The 17,216-nt window shown below is 47.1% G+C and carries 17 protein-coding genes and 2 tRNA genes; 6 read left to right on the top strand and 13 right to left on the bottom strand.

The window, feature by feature from the left end; genetic code table 11:
- The first annotated feature begins 105 nt into the window (after nucleotides 1-105).
- Nucleotides 106-1,305 carry a tyrosine-type recombinase/integrase gene (locus tag BUB28_RS15475; protein ID WP_072952423.1) on the top strand — a complete coding sequence of 400 codons (1,200 nt, stop codon included), beginning with the start codon at nucleotides 106-108 and terminating at the stop codon, nucleotides 1,303-1,305.
- An 87-nt stretch (nucleotides 1,306-1,392) separates the two neighbouring features.
- Here the strand turns inward: BUB28_RS15475 and BUB28_RS15470 are convergent.
- Nucleotides 1,393-1,464 (bottom strand) — tRNA-Glu (locus tag BUB28_RS15470).
- Between the two features lie 4 nt (nucleotides 1,465-1,468).
- A tRNA-Met gene (locus BUB28_RS15465) sits at nucleotides 1,469-1,545 on the bottom strand.
- Nucleotides 1,546-1,761: 216 nt separating this feature from the next.
- On the opposite strand from BUB28_RS15465, the gene BUB28_RS15460 reads away from it, so the two are divergent.
- The gene (locus BUB28_RS15460) at nucleotides 1,762-2,205 is read left to right on the top strand and encodes a DUF5680 domain-containing protein (RefSeq protein WP_072952422.1); all 444 of its coding nucleotides are present in this window, start codon (nucleotides 1,762-1,764) and stop codon (nucleotides 2,203-2,205) included.
- 5 nt (nucleotides 2,206-2,210) lie between these two features.
- Here BUB28_RS15460 and spoVAE read toward each other — a convergent pair whose 3' ends face one another.
- Both spoVAE and BUB28_RS15450 read right to left on the bottom strand, forming a co-directional pair.
- Complete coding sequence (gene spoVAE, locus BUB28_RS15455; RefSeq protein ID WP_072952421.1) at nucleotides 2,211-2,573, bottom strand: stage V sporulation protein AE; 363 nt, start codon at nucleotides 2,571-2,573, stop codon at nucleotides 2,211-2,213.
- Between the two features lies 1 nt (nucleotide 2,574).
- On the bottom strand, nucleotides 2,575-3,588 hold the full coding sequence (locus BUB28_RS15450; RefSeq protein WP_072952420.1) for a stage V sporulation protein AD: 1,014 nt from the start codon (nucleotides 3,586-3,588) through the stop codon (nucleotides 2,575-2,577).
- A gap of 244 nt (nucleotides 3,589-3,832) precedes the next feature.
- On the opposite strand from BUB28_RS15450, the gene BUB28_RS15445 reads away from it, so the two are divergent.
- From BUB28_RS15445 to BUB28_RS15435, 3 genes are all read left to right on the top strand, one after another.
- Nucleotides 3,833-4,789: an AEC family transporter gene (locus tag BUB28_RS15445; RefSeq protein ID WP_347497399.1), complete on the top strand. Its 957-nt coding sequence runs from the start codon at nucleotides 3,833-3,835 to the stop codon at nucleotides 4,787-4,789.
- A 12-nt stretch (nucleotides 4,790-4,801) separates the two neighbouring features.
- Nucleotides 4,802-5,542, top strand: a complete 741-nt coding sequence (locus BUB28_RS15440) for a hypothetical protein (protein WP_072952419.1) — start codon at nucleotides 4,802-4,804, stop codon at nucleotides 5,540-5,542.
- Between the two features lie 343 nt (nucleotides 5,543-5,885).
- Nucleotides 5,886-8,504, top strand: coding sequence for a cation-translocating P-type ATPase (locus BUB28_RS15435; RefSeq protein ID WP_072952418.1), 2,619 nt, complete (start codon nucleotides 5,886-5,888; stop codon nucleotides 8,502-8,504).
- 38 nt (nucleotides 8,505-8,542) lie between these two features.
- Here the strand turns inward: BUB28_RS15435 and BUB28_RS15430 are convergent, their stop codons facing one another.
- The 9 genes from BUB28_RS15430 to BUB28_RS15390 all read right to left on the bottom strand — a co-directional run bounded on the left by BUB28_RS15430 (nucleotide 8,543) and on the right by BUB28_RS15390 (nucleotide 15,520).
- Nucleotides 8,543-8,890: a type II toxin-antitoxin system PemK/MazF family toxin gene (locus BUB28_RS15430; protein ID WP_072952417.1), complete on the bottom strand. Its 348-nt coding sequence runs from the start codon at nucleotides 8,888-8,890 to the stop codon at nucleotides 8,543-8,545.
- 110 nt (nucleotides 8,891-9,000) lie between these two features.
- Nucleotides 9,001-10,104 carry an acyltransferase family protein gene (locus BUB28_RS15425; RefSeq protein WP_072952416.1) on the bottom strand — a complete coding sequence of 368 codons (1,104 nt, stop codon included), beginning with the start codon at nucleotides 10,102-10,104 and terminating at the stop codon, nucleotides 9,001-9,003.
- A gap of 84 nt (nucleotides 10,105-10,188) precedes the next feature.
- Nucleotides 10,189-11,388, bottom strand: a complete 1,200-nt coding sequence (gene hydF, locus BUB28_RS15420; RefSeq protein WP_072952415.1) for a [FeFe] hydrogenase H-cluster maturation GTPase HydF — start codon at nucleotides 11,386-11,388, stop codon at nucleotides 10,189-10,191.
- Between the two features lie 351 nt (nucleotides 11,389-11,739).
- A complete protein-coding gene (tsaA, locus tag BUB28_RS15415; RefSeq protein ID WP_072952414.1) occupies nucleotides 11,740-12,216 on the bottom strand; it encodes a tRNA (N6-threonylcarbamoyladenosine(37)-N6)-methyltransferase TrmO in 477 nt (158 codons plus the stop codon).
- Nucleotides 12,213-12,428 carry a PF20097 family protein gene (locus tag BUB28_RS15410; RefSeq protein ID WP_072952413.1) on the bottom strand — a complete coding sequence of 72 codons (216 nt, stop codon included), beginning with the start codon at nucleotides 12,426-12,428 and terminating at the stop codon, nucleotides 12,213-12,215. Before BUB28_RS15410 ends, tsaA begins: the two co-directional genes overlap by 4 nt.
- Nucleotides 12,429-12,459: 31 nt before the next feature.
- Entirely contained in the window at nucleotides 12,460-12,642 is a 183-nt protein-coding gene (locus BUB28_RS15405; RefSeq protein ID WP_072952412.1) for a hypothetical protein, read from the bottom strand.
- Nucleotides 12,643-12,920: 278 nt separating this feature from the next.
- Complete coding sequence (locus BUB28_RS15400) at nucleotides 12,921-13,100, bottom strand: hypothetical protein (protein WP_072952411.1); 180 nt, start codon at nucleotides 13,098-13,100, stop codon at nucleotides 12,921-12,923.
- A 216-nt stretch (nucleotides 13,101-13,316) separates the two neighbouring features.
- Nucleotides 13,317-14,492 carry an NAD(P)-dependent malic enzyme gene (locus tag BUB28_RS15395; RefSeq protein ID WP_072952410.1) on the bottom strand — a complete coding sequence of 392 codons (1,176 nt, stop codon included), beginning with the start codon at nucleotides 14,490-14,492 and terminating at the stop codon, nucleotides 13,317-13,319.
- Between the two features lie 83 nt (nucleotides 14,493-14,575).
- Entirely contained in the window at nucleotides 14,576-15,520 is a 945-nt protein-coding gene (locus BUB28_RS15390; RefSeq protein WP_072952409.1) for an L-lactate dehydrogenase, read from the bottom strand.
- A 379-nt stretch (nucleotides 15,521-15,899) separates the two neighbouring features.
- Between BUB28_RS15390 and BUB28_RS15385 the strand changes: the two genes are divergently transcribed.
- A complete protein-coding gene (locus BUB28_RS15385; protein WP_072952408.1) occupies nucleotides 15,900-17,135 on the top strand; it encodes an argininosuccinate synthase in 1,236 nt (411 codons plus the stop codon).
- Nucleotides 17,136-17,216 lie beyond the last annotated feature (81 nt).

Raw genomic sequence — 17,216 nt, 5'->3', positions numbered from 1 at the left:
ATAGTCGCTCTTTGTGTATCCTGTCTTGACTTTAAAGCGCAGAAGTGTTATAATAACGGCATACAGGAGTATGCCATAACTTATGATATCAAAGGAGAATATTTTATGGCTACTATAAGAAAAAGAGGAAACACCTATCAGATAAGAGTTTCCTGCGGATATGACACATCAGGCAATCAGGTTATTCAGACTATGTCTTGGAAGCCTGTGGACGGAATGAGTAAGATTCAGCTTGAAAAGGAACTTCAGAGGCAAGCTATCCTGTTTGAGGATAAATGTATGAAAGGACAGGTTACGGCAAATGTGAAGTTTCAGGACTTTGCCGAGCAGTGGTTCGAGGAATATGCAAAGCTCAACCTCAGAAATACGTCATATGAGCGTATGAAGCAGCTCACTGTAAGAGTTTATCCTGCAATCGGTCATCTCAGGCTTGATAAGGTCACGAGCCGTCATATCCAACAGTTCATCAACGATCTGGCACTTAACGGAAAGAGCCTTAAAAACGGAAAACCGCTGTCGAGAAAGACAGCGGTTCACCACCTGAGCTTCATCAGCGATGTATTTAGTTATGCATTAAAGATGGAAATGCTTATTGATAATCCCTGCAGGCGTGTAACTGTTCCAAAGGGAGAGAAGAAGGAGAAAGATATCTACACTCTTGAAGAAGTTGAAAAGCTCTTTCAGATCCTCGAGAACGCGCCGCTGAAATACCGCGTTTTCGTCACTCTGGCAATATACAGCGGATTCAGACGCGGGGAAATGCTTGGACTTGAATGGAAGGACATAGACTGGGACAATTGTGTTATTAGTGTCCGCAGAACAAGCAATTATACCGCTTCCAAGGGTATTTACACTGATACAACCAAAACAAAAAAGTCTCAGCGTTCACTGAAATTTCCTCAGAACGTAATGGATCTGTTGCGTGAATACAAGGCAGAACAGGACGAGGAGCGTATTACTCTTGGTACGAAGTGGATAGATTATGATCGTTTATTCGTTAAGTGGAATGGAGAGCCGATGAACAACAATACACCATATTTCTGGCTCAGAGAATTCTGTGAGGAAAACAATTTCCGATTCTGTGACATACATTCCCTGCGACACTTCTATGCTTCGGCTCTTATTAACAAGGGTGTGGACGCAGCAGCTGTGTCAGGAGCGTTAGGTCACTCAACGATAACAACTACGACTTCTATCTACTGTCATGTATTCAATCAGGCTCAAGCAAGGGCAAGTGAAGCGATAGCTTCGGTTCTTGACTTCAAAAAGCCCGATACTGGCAAAGGACGGTCTAAGACCTTATAAAGGACAAATAAAGGACAGAAGCCGTATCAGGGTAAAAAAAGAACTCCTAAACAACGATATATCGTCATTTAGGAGCCTTTGTAAGGATGACCCGTACGGGAATTGAACCCATGATTCCGCCGTGAAAGGGCGATGTCTTAACCTCTTGACCAACGGGCCATAATGGTAGCGGCAGTAGGATTCGAACCAACGACCAATCGGGTATGAACCGAGTACTCTAGCCAACTGAGCTATGCCGCCATATAAATTAGTGCCGTCACCTGCGACTAAATTATTATATTATAAAAACGGGTAAAAGTCAAGCATAAAGGCGAAAAAAAATATTTATTTGTAGACTTGTACAAATAAGTGTATTTGCTTACAGCTTAAGAGAGCACAATTTACAACAGCAGCATTGACAAGGGTTTAAATATATGATAAAATAAAGCATGAAAAGCTGATGCGGGAGGAAGGAAAATGGAGAAAGACGAAGTAATAGAGTTTCTTATGAGGGCGAAAAGGGCGACGTATGCAGGGAAGGGTGCAGAAACTGTTCCGAGCCGACCGGAGTCTCATGATCTGGAATACAGCGAGGGTGAGCTGAGATATATCGACACCTATCTTGGCGGAGCTCAGTTTGCCGGGGAGGAGGCTGTCTGGATAAGCGGAAAGCCTTATTGGAGCATGAATTACGCAGGGCAGGTCATAGGAGAGCCATTCAGCGGTGATTTTCTGAAGGAAGCGCTTTTGCAGGTGCCTGCTGACAAGCCTTTCCGCGGTCCCTGCGAGTACAGGGACGGCGATTACACGTACAAAAGCACGGTAAAGGGCGATTTTGAATGGTTTCAGGGCTATGAGGTGATAGCGTACAGAGGAGAAGTGATATACGAATGTCACTATCACGGAACTCTCATAAAATAGCCGATTCAGGACTTATCCCTTTGCTTGAACAAAAAAGAAGCAGTCAGACCGAACAGAAGTGCAGCAGTCACACCGCCTGCTGCCGCGGTAAGACCGCCTGTGAATATACCGAGGAGACCATCGTTTTCGATGGTTTTTCTTATGCCCTCGGCAAGGAGATGACCAAAGCCCGTGATAGGTACTGTAGCACCTGCGCCTGCGAAGTCGGCAAAGGGCTTGTAGAGTCCGATAGCGGAGAGGATGACACCTGCTACAACGAAGCCCGTGAGTATTCTTGCAGGTGTGAGTTTAGTGAAGTCTATGAGGAGCTGTCCCACGGCGCATACAGCACCGCCGACAAGAAAAGCCTTTAATATATCCCAGAGCATATTATCTATCCTTTCTGATATGGATCAAATGTGAGATAGCAGGTATACTTTCTCCCTGCTGCATTGACATAGGCGACATAAGAGCGCCTGTAGCCGCAAATAGAATACTGTGAATCTCGTCACGTTCGAGCATAGGCAGGAAATTTCCGCAGAGCACGCTTGCTCCGCAGCCGCAGCCCGAGCCGCCGCAGTGTGTATCCTGAGACTCGGGATCGAATATCATTGCGCCGCAGTCACGGTGCTGAGCAGAGATATCAATGCCCTGCTTCATAAGGATATCGAGGAGGAGCTTACTTCCCACGAGTCCCAGATCACCTGTAACTATGAAGTCATAATCCGCAGGAGAAGTATCAGTTGCCGAGAGATAGCGAGAAATAGTATCTGCGGCAGCAGGAGCCATTGCACTTCCCATATTGTTTATATCGCAGATATTGAGGTCAGCTATCCTGCCTACACACCCTCCGACAATACTTGCAGTGCCGCTGTCACGGGAAAGAATGACTGCACCCGAAGCAGTACAGGTCCACTGAGCTGTGGGAGTACGCTGACCGCCGTAGGACAGGGGAAAGCGGAACTGCCTTTCTGCCGTTGAAAAATGAGAAGAGGTAACAGCCGCAGCATTTTCTGCAAGACCGCAGTCTGTAAGGACAGAAGCGATGAGGAGACCTTCAGCCATAGTGGAGCAGGCACCGTATAGCCCGAGAAACGGGACAGCAAGCTCTCTCATGCTGTAAGCCGAGCCTATGCACTGATTGATGAGGTCGCCTGCACATATAACGTCAAGGTCATTTTCTGTAAGCTGAGCCTTTCTCAGGGCAAGTCCCACAGCTTCAAGCTGGAAGCGGCTTTCCGCCTGTTCCCACGTAGCCTTGCCGAAATGGCTGTCTGAGACTACCTTATCGAAGCAGCTGCCGAGAGGTCCCTGTCCCTCTTTTTCGCCCACAACAGCTGCATAGCTTTTTATTTTTACGGGAGTTTCTGTCTGAAAAACTCCTCTGTCGATACGTTTTGCCATGATGATACCTCCGTTTCGGAGCTATTATGTGACAAAAAAACGCAAATATTCAAAATGTCGGACATATCTGCTGCGTTAATAGGCTTTTATATTTTCCGTGCGGAAAATATAAGTCCCTGTTTGAGTTGACTTCGGCTGCCTGATATTGCACATAATGCGAAAATATGCTATAATGAATGAGACAAAACATAAAAGGTAAAAAAGTCCATTGACTCGGACGCTCACAATAAGGTAGTGATAATTTTTGTTTCTGAAAAATCTCATATTCAGCCTTAATGCCACTGTTCCTGTATTTCTTATGATGGTATTCGGCTGGTTCGTGCATAGGGTAAAGCTGCTTGACGACCACTCAACGGCGCAGATAAATAAATTCGTATTCCGCACACTTCTTCCCGCACTGCTGTTCATGGATCTGTCAACTGCGGATTTTCGCTCGGTATGGAACGGCGGCTTCGTACTGTTCTGTATGTGCGTTACCTTGCTGAGTGTAGGCATAGCGGTGCTTTACTCGCTCATGACAAAGGAAAAGTCGGAGCGCGGCGAGATAATACAGGCTTCCTACCGAAGCAGTGCCGCGATACTCGGAATTGCCTTCGTAAATAATATCTACGGTCATTCGACTATGGCGGCTCTGATGATAGTAGGAACAGTTCCGCTTTACAATATCATAGCCGTTACGACTCTTGCCGTGACATCTCCCGATAAGGATAAGAGCAGGGGCAAAAAAGCGCTTGCACTGAATACACTGAAAAGCATAGCCACAAATCCCATAATCCTCGGAATAATCGTCGGTATAGCATGGTCGCTGCTAAAAATACCTCAGCCCGTCATACTCAGCAAATCCGTGACCTATCTGGGAAATATGGCAACTCCTCTGTCGCTCATAGCTCTGGGAGCTTCTGTGAAGTTCGGCGAAGCAAAGGGAAAACTGCCCGTGACCGCAGGCATAGCCTTTATCAAGCTTGTGCTGTTCTGCTCGATATTCCTGCCTGTGGCAGTAAAGCTGGGTTTCCGCGGCGAAAAGCTTATAGCTATACTGGTAATGCTTGGCAGTGCGACTACGGGAAGCTGTTTTGTAATGGCAAAAAATCTTGGTCATAAGGGAACTGTAACAGCCTTTGCCGTTATGCTTACGACTCTTTGCAGCGCGTTTACGCTGACAGGCTGGCTGTTCATACTGAAAACACTTAACTACATTTAAAGGAGTGATATCATGCCATACTGCACACAATGCGGCAGACAGCTTGCAGAAGGCGAAAAATGCAGCTGTACATCGTCGCCGCCTATGCAGGGCAGCAGCAATGCTCAGCAGCCCTATATAAACGGATATCCGCAGCAATACGGACAATATCCCAATAACGGTATGCAGCCGCCTTCAAACTATCCTCCGCCATATGATCCGTATCCCTATCAGTACATCTCATATCCGCCCGAAAAAAAGAGCAACGCATGGATATGGGCGATAATAATACCTGTTATATTCATAATCATGGTCACAACTGCGATTTTAGTGCCTGCTGTACAGGGCTACAGGGTAAAAGCTGCACAGATAGATGCAAACAACTATGCGAACGATATACGCAAAGCTGCCGACCACGTTCTTGCGGAGCTCAACGAGGAGGAAAAGAACATAAAGGGACTCTATATCGTAAGTTCCGACCCCGAGTCCGATGCAGCCGTTCCATTTGATGCAGGAGACTTCAGACAGCGTATGAAGACTTACTACAGCAGCGCAGACGAGGTAGAATACTTTGTCATTATAAGAAACGGCTCTGTTGAGTACGCCGCCGCTGCAAAGAGCTGGACAAACCACTCCGTCCGCATAGGTACCTATCCCTACGGCACGAGTAACCCACGTCGTTATTCCATTAACGGCTACGGCGGAAGCGCAGGCAAAAAGGATACCCTTGATACGCTTTACTGGTATGCTTACGATGAGATATTTACAGAATAAAACCTATTTTATTAAGGGAACGCCTTCACTTGCAAGGCGTTCCCTCTCAAAAAACAGTCCACCGGACTGTTTTTTGATTCACCCTTTGCGAAGCGCTTTGAGGCTATGTATGGGGCTTTGCCCCATGCCCCACCAGAGGCGCTGCCTCTGGACTCTGCCAAAGGAACACAGTCCCTTTGGAATCCCCTTCATTGGTAAAACCACTTTTTCGATAAGCTGAGGCGCACATTGTGCGCCCTTTTCATTTCTGCCGACACCGACCGCACCGACCGTTGAAATAGGTCATATTTGTCCCACACCGAGCATATCCTGTAAGGACAAAGGTATGTGAAAGGGTGAAGGTATGGGTCTTACTGAAAAAGAAGCAGCCGAAAGGCTGCTTGCTGAGGGCGGCAATGTTTTCGGCGAAAGCAGGAAAACGGGTCCTATGAAGATATTTTTAGGGCAGTTCAAGGACATAATGGTGATGATACTTCTTGCGGCGACGGTGGTATCGGTACTGCTGGGAGAGATATCCGATGCGGTGACGATAATACTCATCGTGCTCCTGAACGCGATACTCGGCTTTGTACAGGAGTACCGCACGGAGCATACTCTCGAAGCTCTGCGTTCCATGACATCTCCCACGGCAAAGTGCTGGCGTGACGGAAGGCTTAAAGAAATAGACGCAGCTAAGCTTGTAACAGGGGATATCATCGAGCTTGAAGCAGGAGACCGTATCCCTGCGGACGCAGTTGTGCTGAAGGCGGCAGGCTTTTTCACCGACGAGTCAATACTTACGGGCGAGTCTACGGCAGTAGGCAAGGTGGCAGGTGATACCGCTGACAGGGACAATTCACTGAACAAATCCAATATAGTCTACTGCGGAGCTTCCGCAACAAAGGGGACCTGCCGCGCAGAGGTCATAGCAACGGGAAAAAGTACGCAAATGGGCAGGATTTCGGAAATGCTCACGGATATCGACAGCGAAGCAACTCCCCTGCAAAAACGTCTTGCAGAGCTTGGAAAAGCGGTAGCCATAATATGCCTTGTGGTGTGCGCAGCAGTTTTTGCAGCAGGAGTACTCAGGGGCGAAAACGTTTTTGATATGCTTATGACGGGAATAACCATAGCCATAGCCGCAATTCCCGAGGGACTGCCTGCAACGGTGACTATTGCCCTTGCACTTGCGGTAAATCGTATGCTGAAGCAGAAGGCTCTTGTGAATAAGCTCCACAGTGTCGAGACTCTCGGCTGTACGTCTGTGATATGCTCCGATAAAACGGGAACTATCACCGAAAACAGAATGACCGTAACGGAGCTTTCCACGGTATCGGAGGATTACAGCTTCAGCGGCATGGGCTACAGAGTCAGCGGAGCGGTCACAAAGGGGGATAATATCGCAGTAAATCCCATTACCGAGAAGTCTCTCACAGAAGCTCTGCGATGCGGAGTCCTGTGCTCAACGGCTGAGATAAGAGTGCAGGAAGCACCTAAAAGCCGCAACAGAGGAGTTCTTGCAGGGAAGGGTGAATGGAGCGTAACAGGCGACCCTACGGAAGCTGCCCTGCTCATTGCCGCTGCAAAGGCAGGCATAACAAGGGAGTCGCTTTCGGACGCTTCACGGATTATTGAGGAATACCCCTTTGACAGCGAGACGCGTTTCATGGCTGTACACTGTGTATGCGGCAGCGAAAAGCGCATATATTTCAAGGGCGCGGAGGAAGTCCTTCTGCCGAGATGTTCGCAATATATGGACGAAAGCGGCAATGCAGCACCTATGACGGCTGCTGTCCGCAGGCAGCTTGAAGAAAAGGTCGGGGAAATGTCCGACAAGGCTCTGAGAGTTCTTGCACTTGTGGTCTGCACCTCGGAAAGCTTTGAGCCTGACCGCGGGAACCTCATGTTCTTGGGCTTTGCAGGCATGACCGACCCTCCCCGTGAGGAGGCGAAAACAGCAATACGCAAGTGTGCTTCTGCCTCCGTGAAAACAGTTATGATAACGGGCGACCACAAAAAAACCGCCGTAGCAGTTGCGAAAAAAGCAGGACTGCTTAAAGGCGGCATGGCTATAACAGGTGCAGAGCTGGATAAGCTCACAGACGATGAGCTTGACCGGAATATCGGAAAATATACGGTATTTGCCCGTGTTGAGCCCGTACATAAGCTGCGCATAGTCAAGAGCTTCAAGCGCCGCGGAGAGATAGTCACCATGACAGGGGACGGAGTAAACGATGCTCCTGCGGTCAAGGAGGCTGATGTAGGCGTAGCTATGGGAGTTACGGGAACTGACGTAACAAAGCAGGCAGCAGATGTGATACTCATGGACGACAACCTTGCCACACTTGTTAACGCAGTTGAACAGGGGCGGTGCGTATATGCAAATATACGTAAGTTCGTGCGGTATCTGCTGTCCTGCAATATAGGCGAGGTCCTGACCATGTTTCTGGGCATAGTCATGGGAATGCCCATAATACTGCTGCCCGTGCAGATACTCCTTGTGAACCTTGTAACAGACGGACTTCCTGCGGTAGCACTTGGTATGGAGCCGCCTGAAAGCGATATTATGAGCCGTCCGCCGCGGCGTTCGGGCGAGGGCTTTTTCGCAGGGGGACTTATGTGGAAGATAGTCATAAGGGGCGTATTCATCGGACTTTCCACCCTTGCGAGCTTCACTGCTGTAATGCGTATGGGCGGCTCACTGGAAGCCTGCCGCACCGCTGCACTTATCACACTTGTGGTATCCCAGCTCGTACACGTATTCGAGTGCCGTTCCGAGCGCAGGTCTGTATTCCGCATGAATCCCTTTGGCAATATGAAGCTTGTGGGAGCTGTGGTACTGTCCGTAGCCGTACTTGCAGCAGCAGTGATGATACCACAGCTGCAAATGGTATTCAGCACTGTAACACCGAACATAGCGCAGCTCCTTACAGCATTGGGCTTCAGCTTTGCGATACCCCTTGTCAGCTCTCTCATAATGTAGGGGACGGCGATTTCGATAAGAATACTAACGGCTATTGACTAAATCTCCAGCCCGAAGCTGATGGAAAGGGCTGTGTCCACCTTGTTCATGGAATTGAGGTCGAGCTCGCCCATTTTGTCTTTAAGGCGGCGTTTGTCGATAGTGCGTATCTGTTCCAGCAGGACAATGCTGTCCTTTGCGAGTCCGCATTTATCCGCCTGAACTTCGATATGAGTAGGCAGGCGGCTTTTATCCCGCTGACTGGTTATAGCAGCGGCTATCACCGTGGGGCTATGCTTGTTTCCCACATCGTTCTGAACTATAAGTACAGGTCTTATGCCGCCCTGTTCAGAGCCCACAACAGGACTGAGGTCGGCGTAGTATATTTCTCCTCTTCTGACTGACATAATAATAATCTCCCGATATATAATGAATGTAAGCTGATATCTGTATTATTGCCTTAGTGGCTGAGTTTATACAACTTCATTTCATTATATGTTATCGGGAGATTTTTTGCTTATGCTTTGGTCTTTGAGTCCTTTTTCCTGAAAAAGCCCGCTACAGCCTTTTCAACAGCATTTGCCGCAGCAAGCTTGTACAGCACGGCTGATATGAGTACAGCCGCTGCATAGCTCAGCCATACAGCCTTTGTGGAGTAATCAAGTCCGAGGCCTGCATATTCGTCAATGTTTTTTATGGTGCACTGTACAGGGAAATGCACAAGGTATATCACAATGGACAGGCTGCCAAGATATGTAAGCGGACGTATGCCGAGTATAAGGCTCAGCCACGGCACGAACAGCACCGAGAGTATGAGTGCGGGAGCAGCGCCTGTTATTGAAACTGTGCGGAAATCGCCCATAAATTCGGGCTTGAAGCGCAGTACAAGGTAGCACATTATAATAAATCCCAGACAAAGATATCCAAGCCGCTGATATCGGAATTTCTCTCTGTTTTTGTAGACAACGCACAGCAGAGCACCTATGAAGAAGCAGGAAACACCGATACCCACGAGCTCGTTCCACAGCGGGTATTTCGCACCCGAGATAGTGAGGGCAGTGCCGATGAGAGCAGCTGCAAAGAATACATAGCAGGCGTGGCTTTCTTTTTTCACGCGGCAGAGTATGAGATAGAACAGCAGATAGCACAGCATACAGATGCTTATACACCATGCAGGAGCATTGAACGACCACTCCGTACCGAAGAAGCCTTCCTGCATCATCAGGAGATTATATATCAGGTGCTGAATGTCGAAATTCCCATATTTGAAAGTAGTTCCGCATCTGTAGTAGTATGCCAGCTCAAGTATCACAGTCAAAAGGGTAAAGAACAGAAAAGGCGGATATATTCTTTTCAGACGTTTTACTATGAATTCGCGGAAGCTTATGCTGCGTGAGATTATCCTTTCCGAATAGCCCAGCATCATTCCGAAGCCCGAGAGCATAAAGAACAGCTCCACCATGAAAGAACCGTATTTATAGGACACGGGAAATACCGAGAAAAAGGGCGAGCCGTTCTGAGGGCTGAAGTTCTGATAGTGCCAGAAAAAGGCGATAATGCAGGCGCCTATGCCCTTCAGACCGTCAATTGAGCCGAGGTGTCGGGAGTTTTTTTCAGTCATTTGTTTTCCTCTTTTTCAGTTGTTGGAATATGATAATTTCTGCTATTGTCACAGATGTAACGATGATATACGTCAGACGGGCTTTCATTCTATTTCCTTGGCAAGGTCCGGGAATAATCCGAGACTGCGTTTGAGTATGCCGTTCATAAGTGCAAGGGCAATGCCGTAATTTGTGAACGGAACGTTCTGATCCTCTGCGGACTTGCGGCGATAGGTCATTTCGCGCTCGCCCAGCATACAGCCGCCGCAGTGTATCACAAGGCTGTATTTCGACAGATCTTCAGGGAATTCTCTGCCCGAGCTCAGTTCGATATCCACGGTCTTGCCCGTATATTTTTTCAGCAGGGCGGGCAGCTTTACGCTGCCGATATCTCCGCATTGACGGTGATGAGTGCAGCCCTCGGAAATAAGGACGGTATCACCGTCTTTAAGCTCCTTTATGGCAGCTGCGCCCTTTACGGCAGTTTCAAGGAAGCCCTTGTAACGCGCCATGAGTATCGAAAACGAGGTAAGAGGAACATTTTCGGGAACTATCCTACTGACCACAGCGAAAGCCTGACTGTCTGTGATGACCATTTTCGGCGGAGAACTGAGCTTTCTGAGAGTTTCCGCAAGCTGATGCTCCTTTGTGAACACAGCCATAGCGTCCGCATCGAGTATATCGCGGAGAGTCTGCACCTGCGGCAGTATCATGCGGCCTTTAGGTGCAGCAGCGTCGATAGGCGTAACAAGCACGGTCATATCGTTCGGGCTCAGCAGGTCGCCCACTATGCGCTTTTCTGCTGAGGGCAGCTTCGCAAGGGCGGCAATGCGTTCTTTGAGTTCGTATATATTCTCCCCCGTAAGAGCGCTGACTTCTATCTCATTGTCCTGACAGACCCGTTTTTCGGCTATATCTGCCTTGTTGTACACGGTAAGGAAGGGTATATCCTTTTCACCGAATATGCTTATCAACTGACGCTCGGTATCGGCAAGTCCGACAGAGCCGTCAACGATTAGCACGGCAAGGTCTGTGCGGTTGAGTATCTGTTTTGTTTTGCGGACTCTCATTTCTCCGAGAGTACCCTCATCGTCAAATCCCGGGGTATCAATTATGACTACAGGACCGAGCGGGAGAAGCTCCATAGCCTTTGTGACGGGGTCTGTGGTAGTACCCTTAACATCGGAGACCACTGAAAGCTCCTGACCTGTGACAGCGTTTACCACGCTGGATTTACCTGCATTTCTCCGACCGAAGAAGCCGATGTGGACTCTCTCCGAGGAGGGTGTGTCATTTAAACTCATATTTATCATTCCTTTTTTGTAGGGGACGGCGTCCTCGACGTCCCATTTCGTGTAATCCGTAATTATTGCGAAAACACATTTTACCGTGTAGGGGCGACGTTCCGTCGCCCGCAAATCTCGCCCCCACCATATGTAGGGGCGGATATTATCCGCCCGTTTTGTTTAGTAGGGGACAGCGTTTTCAACGTCCCATAAAATCACCCGTTTTACAAAACGCACAAAAAAACGCGCGTTCATATATGCAAAACGCAGAACCGAAAAATATTTTTTTCAATAATCAATGGTTTTCCGTTGAAAAAGGGCTGATTTAAACCCTATTATAGAAAGGCATTGCAGAGACACGCTCAACCTTTAAAAGTAGTGTTCCATAAGTCGGTCTACCCATTCAGGGACTTCCGCGTCTTTCCTGTCGTAAACGGGATAATATGGCTTTATATCGAGGACGGGAGTACCGTCAACAGCGTCCAGTCCCTTTACTGTGAGAGTCTTTTCCGATACCGAAACTATCTCCACAGCCGTAATGCCGATATGATTTGGACGATCCTTGCCGCGCTGAGAAAAAATACCGACCAAAGGCATATCATCGCGGTTCTGAGGTCTGCGCTGCAAGTGTTTTTCCTTGATGTATACAGCCTTATCGAGGTAAAACAGAATTATAGCGTGAGAAAAATCCTGAAGCCCTGCAAGTCCCGAAAAATATTCTTCTTCAAGCTCGATGCACGAGGTATCGTCGCCCCATGAAACGTCTTTTTTGTCACGGACATGGTTCCGTACATGACCTATGGGGCGGACAGTATATTCTTCCGTTTTATGTTCCTGAGATATCATTTTTCATCAAAGGCAGCAAAGACCTTCATACACTCATCGCAGTACCAGCCTTCGCCGCGGAGCTTGAGATCTATAGTTTCTTTTCTGAGCTTTTTGCCGTTTTCATCTTCGGGACACCAGAGCAGCGATGTAAACAGCTGAGTTATGCTTCCGCTGTCTTTGGCTTCGATAGTTCCTTTGCGACATTCTTTTCCACATTCAGGGCATTTCATAGTAAGACCTCCGTTCAGTATTAGGGGCATATTATTTCTTTTTGAGTTTTTTAGCTGTTGTTGCAGCTGTTGTGAGACAGAACATACAAGCTGTGCCTAAAGCGATCTGAGATATCATATTATCCTTTTTGGTAAGAGCAATTCCGAAAGAGATACCGCAGGCAATAGTTCCGATAAGTGCAACGAAAAAAATAAAGGTGATTGGTTGTTTCATAGAATTATTCTCCTTAGGGTTTGGGAATTATATGAAAAGCCGCAGAGCGAAAAGCTCCACGGCTCAATTATATCACACAATGCTCAAAATGGCAATATTTGCGAGCAAAAAAACTTGTTCCTCTGTATCTGCTATAACTAAAAAAAGGGCGGCTTTACGCCGCCCACGAACCGTTAGCTTCTCAGGGGTGTCATTGAATGTCCGGGCATCGTTAAATATTTTTTTATTATTTTCAACATTTTGGACTATTCATAGCTGAAAGCTTTTTTTATAATGATTTAGTGTTTTTTGATCTGTTTATTTGAAGTTAAGGCTGTTGCTACGCAGAATACACAAGCTATGCCAAAGACTATCTGTGCCAGTAAGAAACTCTGTGTAGCTATTGCGATAATAAGTGTTAAAACGCTTGCAATCGTTCCAATCAAAGCGATCAGGAATAATATAGAAAATTTTTTCATAATGTTTTTCTCCTTATATCATAAATTTTGTAGTGAAGCTAACGGTTAAAGTACTTAATAACTGTCAGCCTTCACTTACGGACTCTCAAATTAAAAGAGCCGCAAAGCAAAAGCTGTACGGCTCCATTATAACACTCTTGATTAAATAAATCAATATTTTTTGGAAAATTTTTAGAGATTTAGCACAATGCACAAATCAATACTGTGATTTTTACATTAAAGTCTTGCAACGCCTGTTTCCTTAGCAGCCTGAGCAACAGCCTTTGCAACAGCCTGAGCAACAGATTTGTCCAGAGCACTTGGGATAATGTAATCTGCGCTGAGCTTGTCATCTGTAACAAATGAAGCGATAGCCTTAGCAGCAGCTATCTTCATAGCGTCGTTGATATCGCTTGCGCGAACATCGAGAGCACCGCGGAATATACCTGGGAATGCGAGAACATTGTTGATCTGGTTCGGGAAGTCGCTTCTGCCTGTACCAACAACAGCTGCGCCTGCTTCCTTAGCGAGGTCAGGCATGATCTCAGGAGTCGGGTTAGCCATTGGGAAGAGGATAGGCTTGTCAGCCATAGACTTTACCATTTCCGGAGTTACGCAGCCCGGAGCTGAAACGCCGATAAATACATCTGCGCCCTTGATAACTTCTTCGAGGCTGCCCTTTCTCATCTGCTGGTTTGTGATCTCAGCCATTTCGTCCTTCATCGGGTTCATACCCTCAGGTCTGCCCTTGTAGATAGCACCGTTTCTGTCGCAGAGAACAACGTCTTTAAGACCCATAGAGATGAGGAGCTTGATGATAGCGATACCTGCTGCGCCTGCACCGCTTGTAACTACTCTGATCTCGTCGAGCTTCTTGCCTACTACCTTGAGAGCGTTGAGCATAGCTGCGAGAGTAACAACAGCTGTACCGTGCTGGTCATCGTGGAATATCGGGATATCGCAGCATTCCTTCAGCTTCTTCTCAATCTCGAAGCAGCGTGGAGCAGAGATGTCCTCTAAGTTTACGCCGCCGAATGAGCCTGCAAGTAAACGAACTGTATTAACGATATCGTCAACTTCCTTTGAACGAACACAGAGCGGAACTGCGTCAACATCGCCGAAAGCCTTGAAGAGAGCGCATTTGCCTTCCATAACAGGCATACCTGCCTCAGGACCGATATCACCGAGACCGAGAACAGCTGTACCGTCTGTAACTACAGCAACAAGGTTTGAACGGCGTGTAAGCTCATAGCTCTTGTCAACGTCCTTCTGTATTTCGAGGCAAGGCTGTGCAACGCCCGGAGTATAAGCCAGTGAAAGATCGTCTCTTGTTTCGAGGGGAGCACGGCAGATAACCTCTATCTTACCCTGCCATTCATAGTGCTTTTTAAGGGATTCTTCTGCGTAATTCATAATTTATGCGTCCTTTCGGTTTGATTATTTCAAAAAAGCGGAGAACAAAGAGTTCTCCGCGTAAATGCTTATTTTGCGGTTCCTCAGAACTGGATCTGGTCAATAACGCTTCTGAGAGCCTTTGCACTCGCCTGAAGCTTCTCGATCTCCTTATCGTTGAGCTTTGGTGAGACTTCTCTCTCGATACCGTTGCTTCCGATAACACATGGGAGACTGAGGCATACGTCGTTGATACCGTATCTGTCGTTTATCATTGTTGAAACCGTTATGATATTCTTTGAGTCACGGAGAACAGTGTCACAGATCTTGTTAACGCTCATTGCGATAGCATAGAATGTAGCACCCTTTCTCTTGATGACCTCTGCCCCTGCCTTGCGTACCTCGTCGATTATCTCGTCCTCATCGAGGTCTGCGTGATCCTGGTCTGCGCAGTATTCATCAACAGGAACGCCTGCGATATTCATTATAGACCACGGAATGAACGAAGAATCGCCGTGCTCACCGAATACGTAAGCGTGGATACTGTTAGGGCTGAGACCTACATGGTCAGCGATTATGGAACGAAGTCTTGAAGTATCAAGAGCTGTACCCGAACCTATTACCTGATTTGGCTTGAGGCCTGTACACTTCAGGATAGTGTATGTAAGGATATCAACAGGATTGCTGACAACTACGTAGATTGCATCGGGAGCATACTTAGCTACCTGAGGCATAACTTCCTTGATGATGTTTACGTTTGTCTGAGCAAGGTCAAGACGTGTCTGACCGGGCTTTCTTGCAAGACCAAGTGTAACGACTACGATATCAGAGCCCTTAGCGTCCTCATAGCCGCCGTCGAATACCTCAACGTTCTCACCGAATGAAACACCCTGACGGATATCCATAGCCTCGCCCTTTGCCTTAGCCTTGTTGATATCAACGAGAACGATATCGGAACAAGTGCCTGCTACAGCGAATGTATAAGCAACAGAAGCGCCGACATTGCCTGCGCCAAGTATAGTTATCTTTGTACCGTTTTTATCAGCCATTATGTTAACCTCCATAAATCTCGGTAAGCTCTGCCTGTATCTTTATTATTTTTGCAGAGCAATATGTATTTATCATTATAAACATAAAGGTAAAAAATATCAAGCTATTTTGCGGCTTTCTCGTAAAAATCGTAAATTCGTACAAAACCCGATGACATTTAACAAAGCTTTTTCACTCTGCGGATAATAGGGGGCTGATTAGCCCGACCAATTGAAAAAACGGTGCTGCGAGTGCATAATATGCGGATAATTGTGAATATTTTTGAAAATAATGAATATTTATGCAAATATACTTGACATTATTTTGCTATGTAGTATAATATATCTATATTGCAAATCCACGCTAAGTTTAAGCGTTTATATTCAGGAGGTAATTACAATGGCAAACAAAAAGGATATCAAGAAGGTAGTTCTGGCATATTCAGGCGGACTCGATACTTCTATCATCATTCCGTGGCTCAAGGAAAATTACAATAACTGTGAAGTTATCGCAGTTTCAGGTGACGTAGGACAGGGCACAGAGCTTGACGGACTTGAGGAGAAGGCTATCAAGACAGGTGCTTCAAAGCTCATCATAGCTGACCTGAAGGAAGAGTTCATTCAGGATTACGTTTATCCTACAGTACAGGCCGGTGCTATCTACGAGAACAGATATATGCTCGGTACTTCCTTTGCACGTCCTATCATTGCAAAGCGTATCGCTGAGATCGCTCTCGAAGAGGGTGCAGACGCTATCTGCCACGGCTGTACAGGTAAGGGCAACGATCAGGTAAGATTCGAGCTCGCTATCAAGGCATTTGCTCCTGAAATGGCTATCATCGCTCCTTGGAGAGAATGGGACATCAAGAGCCGTGACGAAGAGATCGACTACGCTGAGGCTCATAACATTCCTCTGAAGATCAACAGAGAGACAAACTACTCAAAGGACAAGAACATCTGGCACCTTTCACACGAGGGTCTTGATCTTGAGGATCCTGCAAACGAGCCGCAGTACGAGAAGAAGGGCTTCCTTGAAATGGGCGTATCACCTATCGACGCTCCTGACAAGCCAACATACATCACAATTCATTTCGAGAAGGGCGTTCCTACAATGCTTGACGGCAAGAAGCTCAACGGCGTTGAAATGGTATCAGCTCTCAACAAGCTCGGCGGCGAGAACGGTATCGGTCTTGCAGACCTCGTTGAGAACCGTCTCGTTGGTATGAAGTCAAGAGGCGTTTACGAGACTCCCGGCGGTGCTATCCTTTATCACGCACACGAGGTTCTCGAAACGATCACACTTGATAAGGAAACTGCACGTATCAAGCAGTATCTCGGCATCAAGTTCGCTGATATCGTATACAATGGTCAGTGGTACACACCTCTCCGCGAAGCTCTCACAGCTTTCGTTGACAAGACACAGGAGAGAGTTACAGGTGACGTAAAGCTCAAGCTCTACAAGGGCAACATCATCAACGCAGGCGTAACTTCACCATACACACTCTACGATGAGGAAGTTGCTACATTCGATGAGGATGAGGTTTACAATCAGGCTGACGCAGCAGGCTTCATCAACCTCTTCGGTCTCCCGATAAAGGTTAGAGCTCAGCTTGACAAGAAGAGAAACAACAAGTAATTCATTCTTGACATAAGAATAAGCAGTAGTTTCAGGCAGGGGAGCCTATCTCCTGCCTGTTACGATTTTAAATAAGCGAGT

The organism is Ruminococcus flavefaciens, from assembly GCF_900143025.1.
Lineage (GTDB): Bacteria > Bacillota > Clostridia > Oscillospirales > Ruminococcaceae > Ruminococcus > Ruminococcus flavefaciens_I.
The sequence above is the reverse complement of the archived record's forward strand: the minus strand, read 5'-3'. Positions and strand labels throughout refer to the sequence as shown.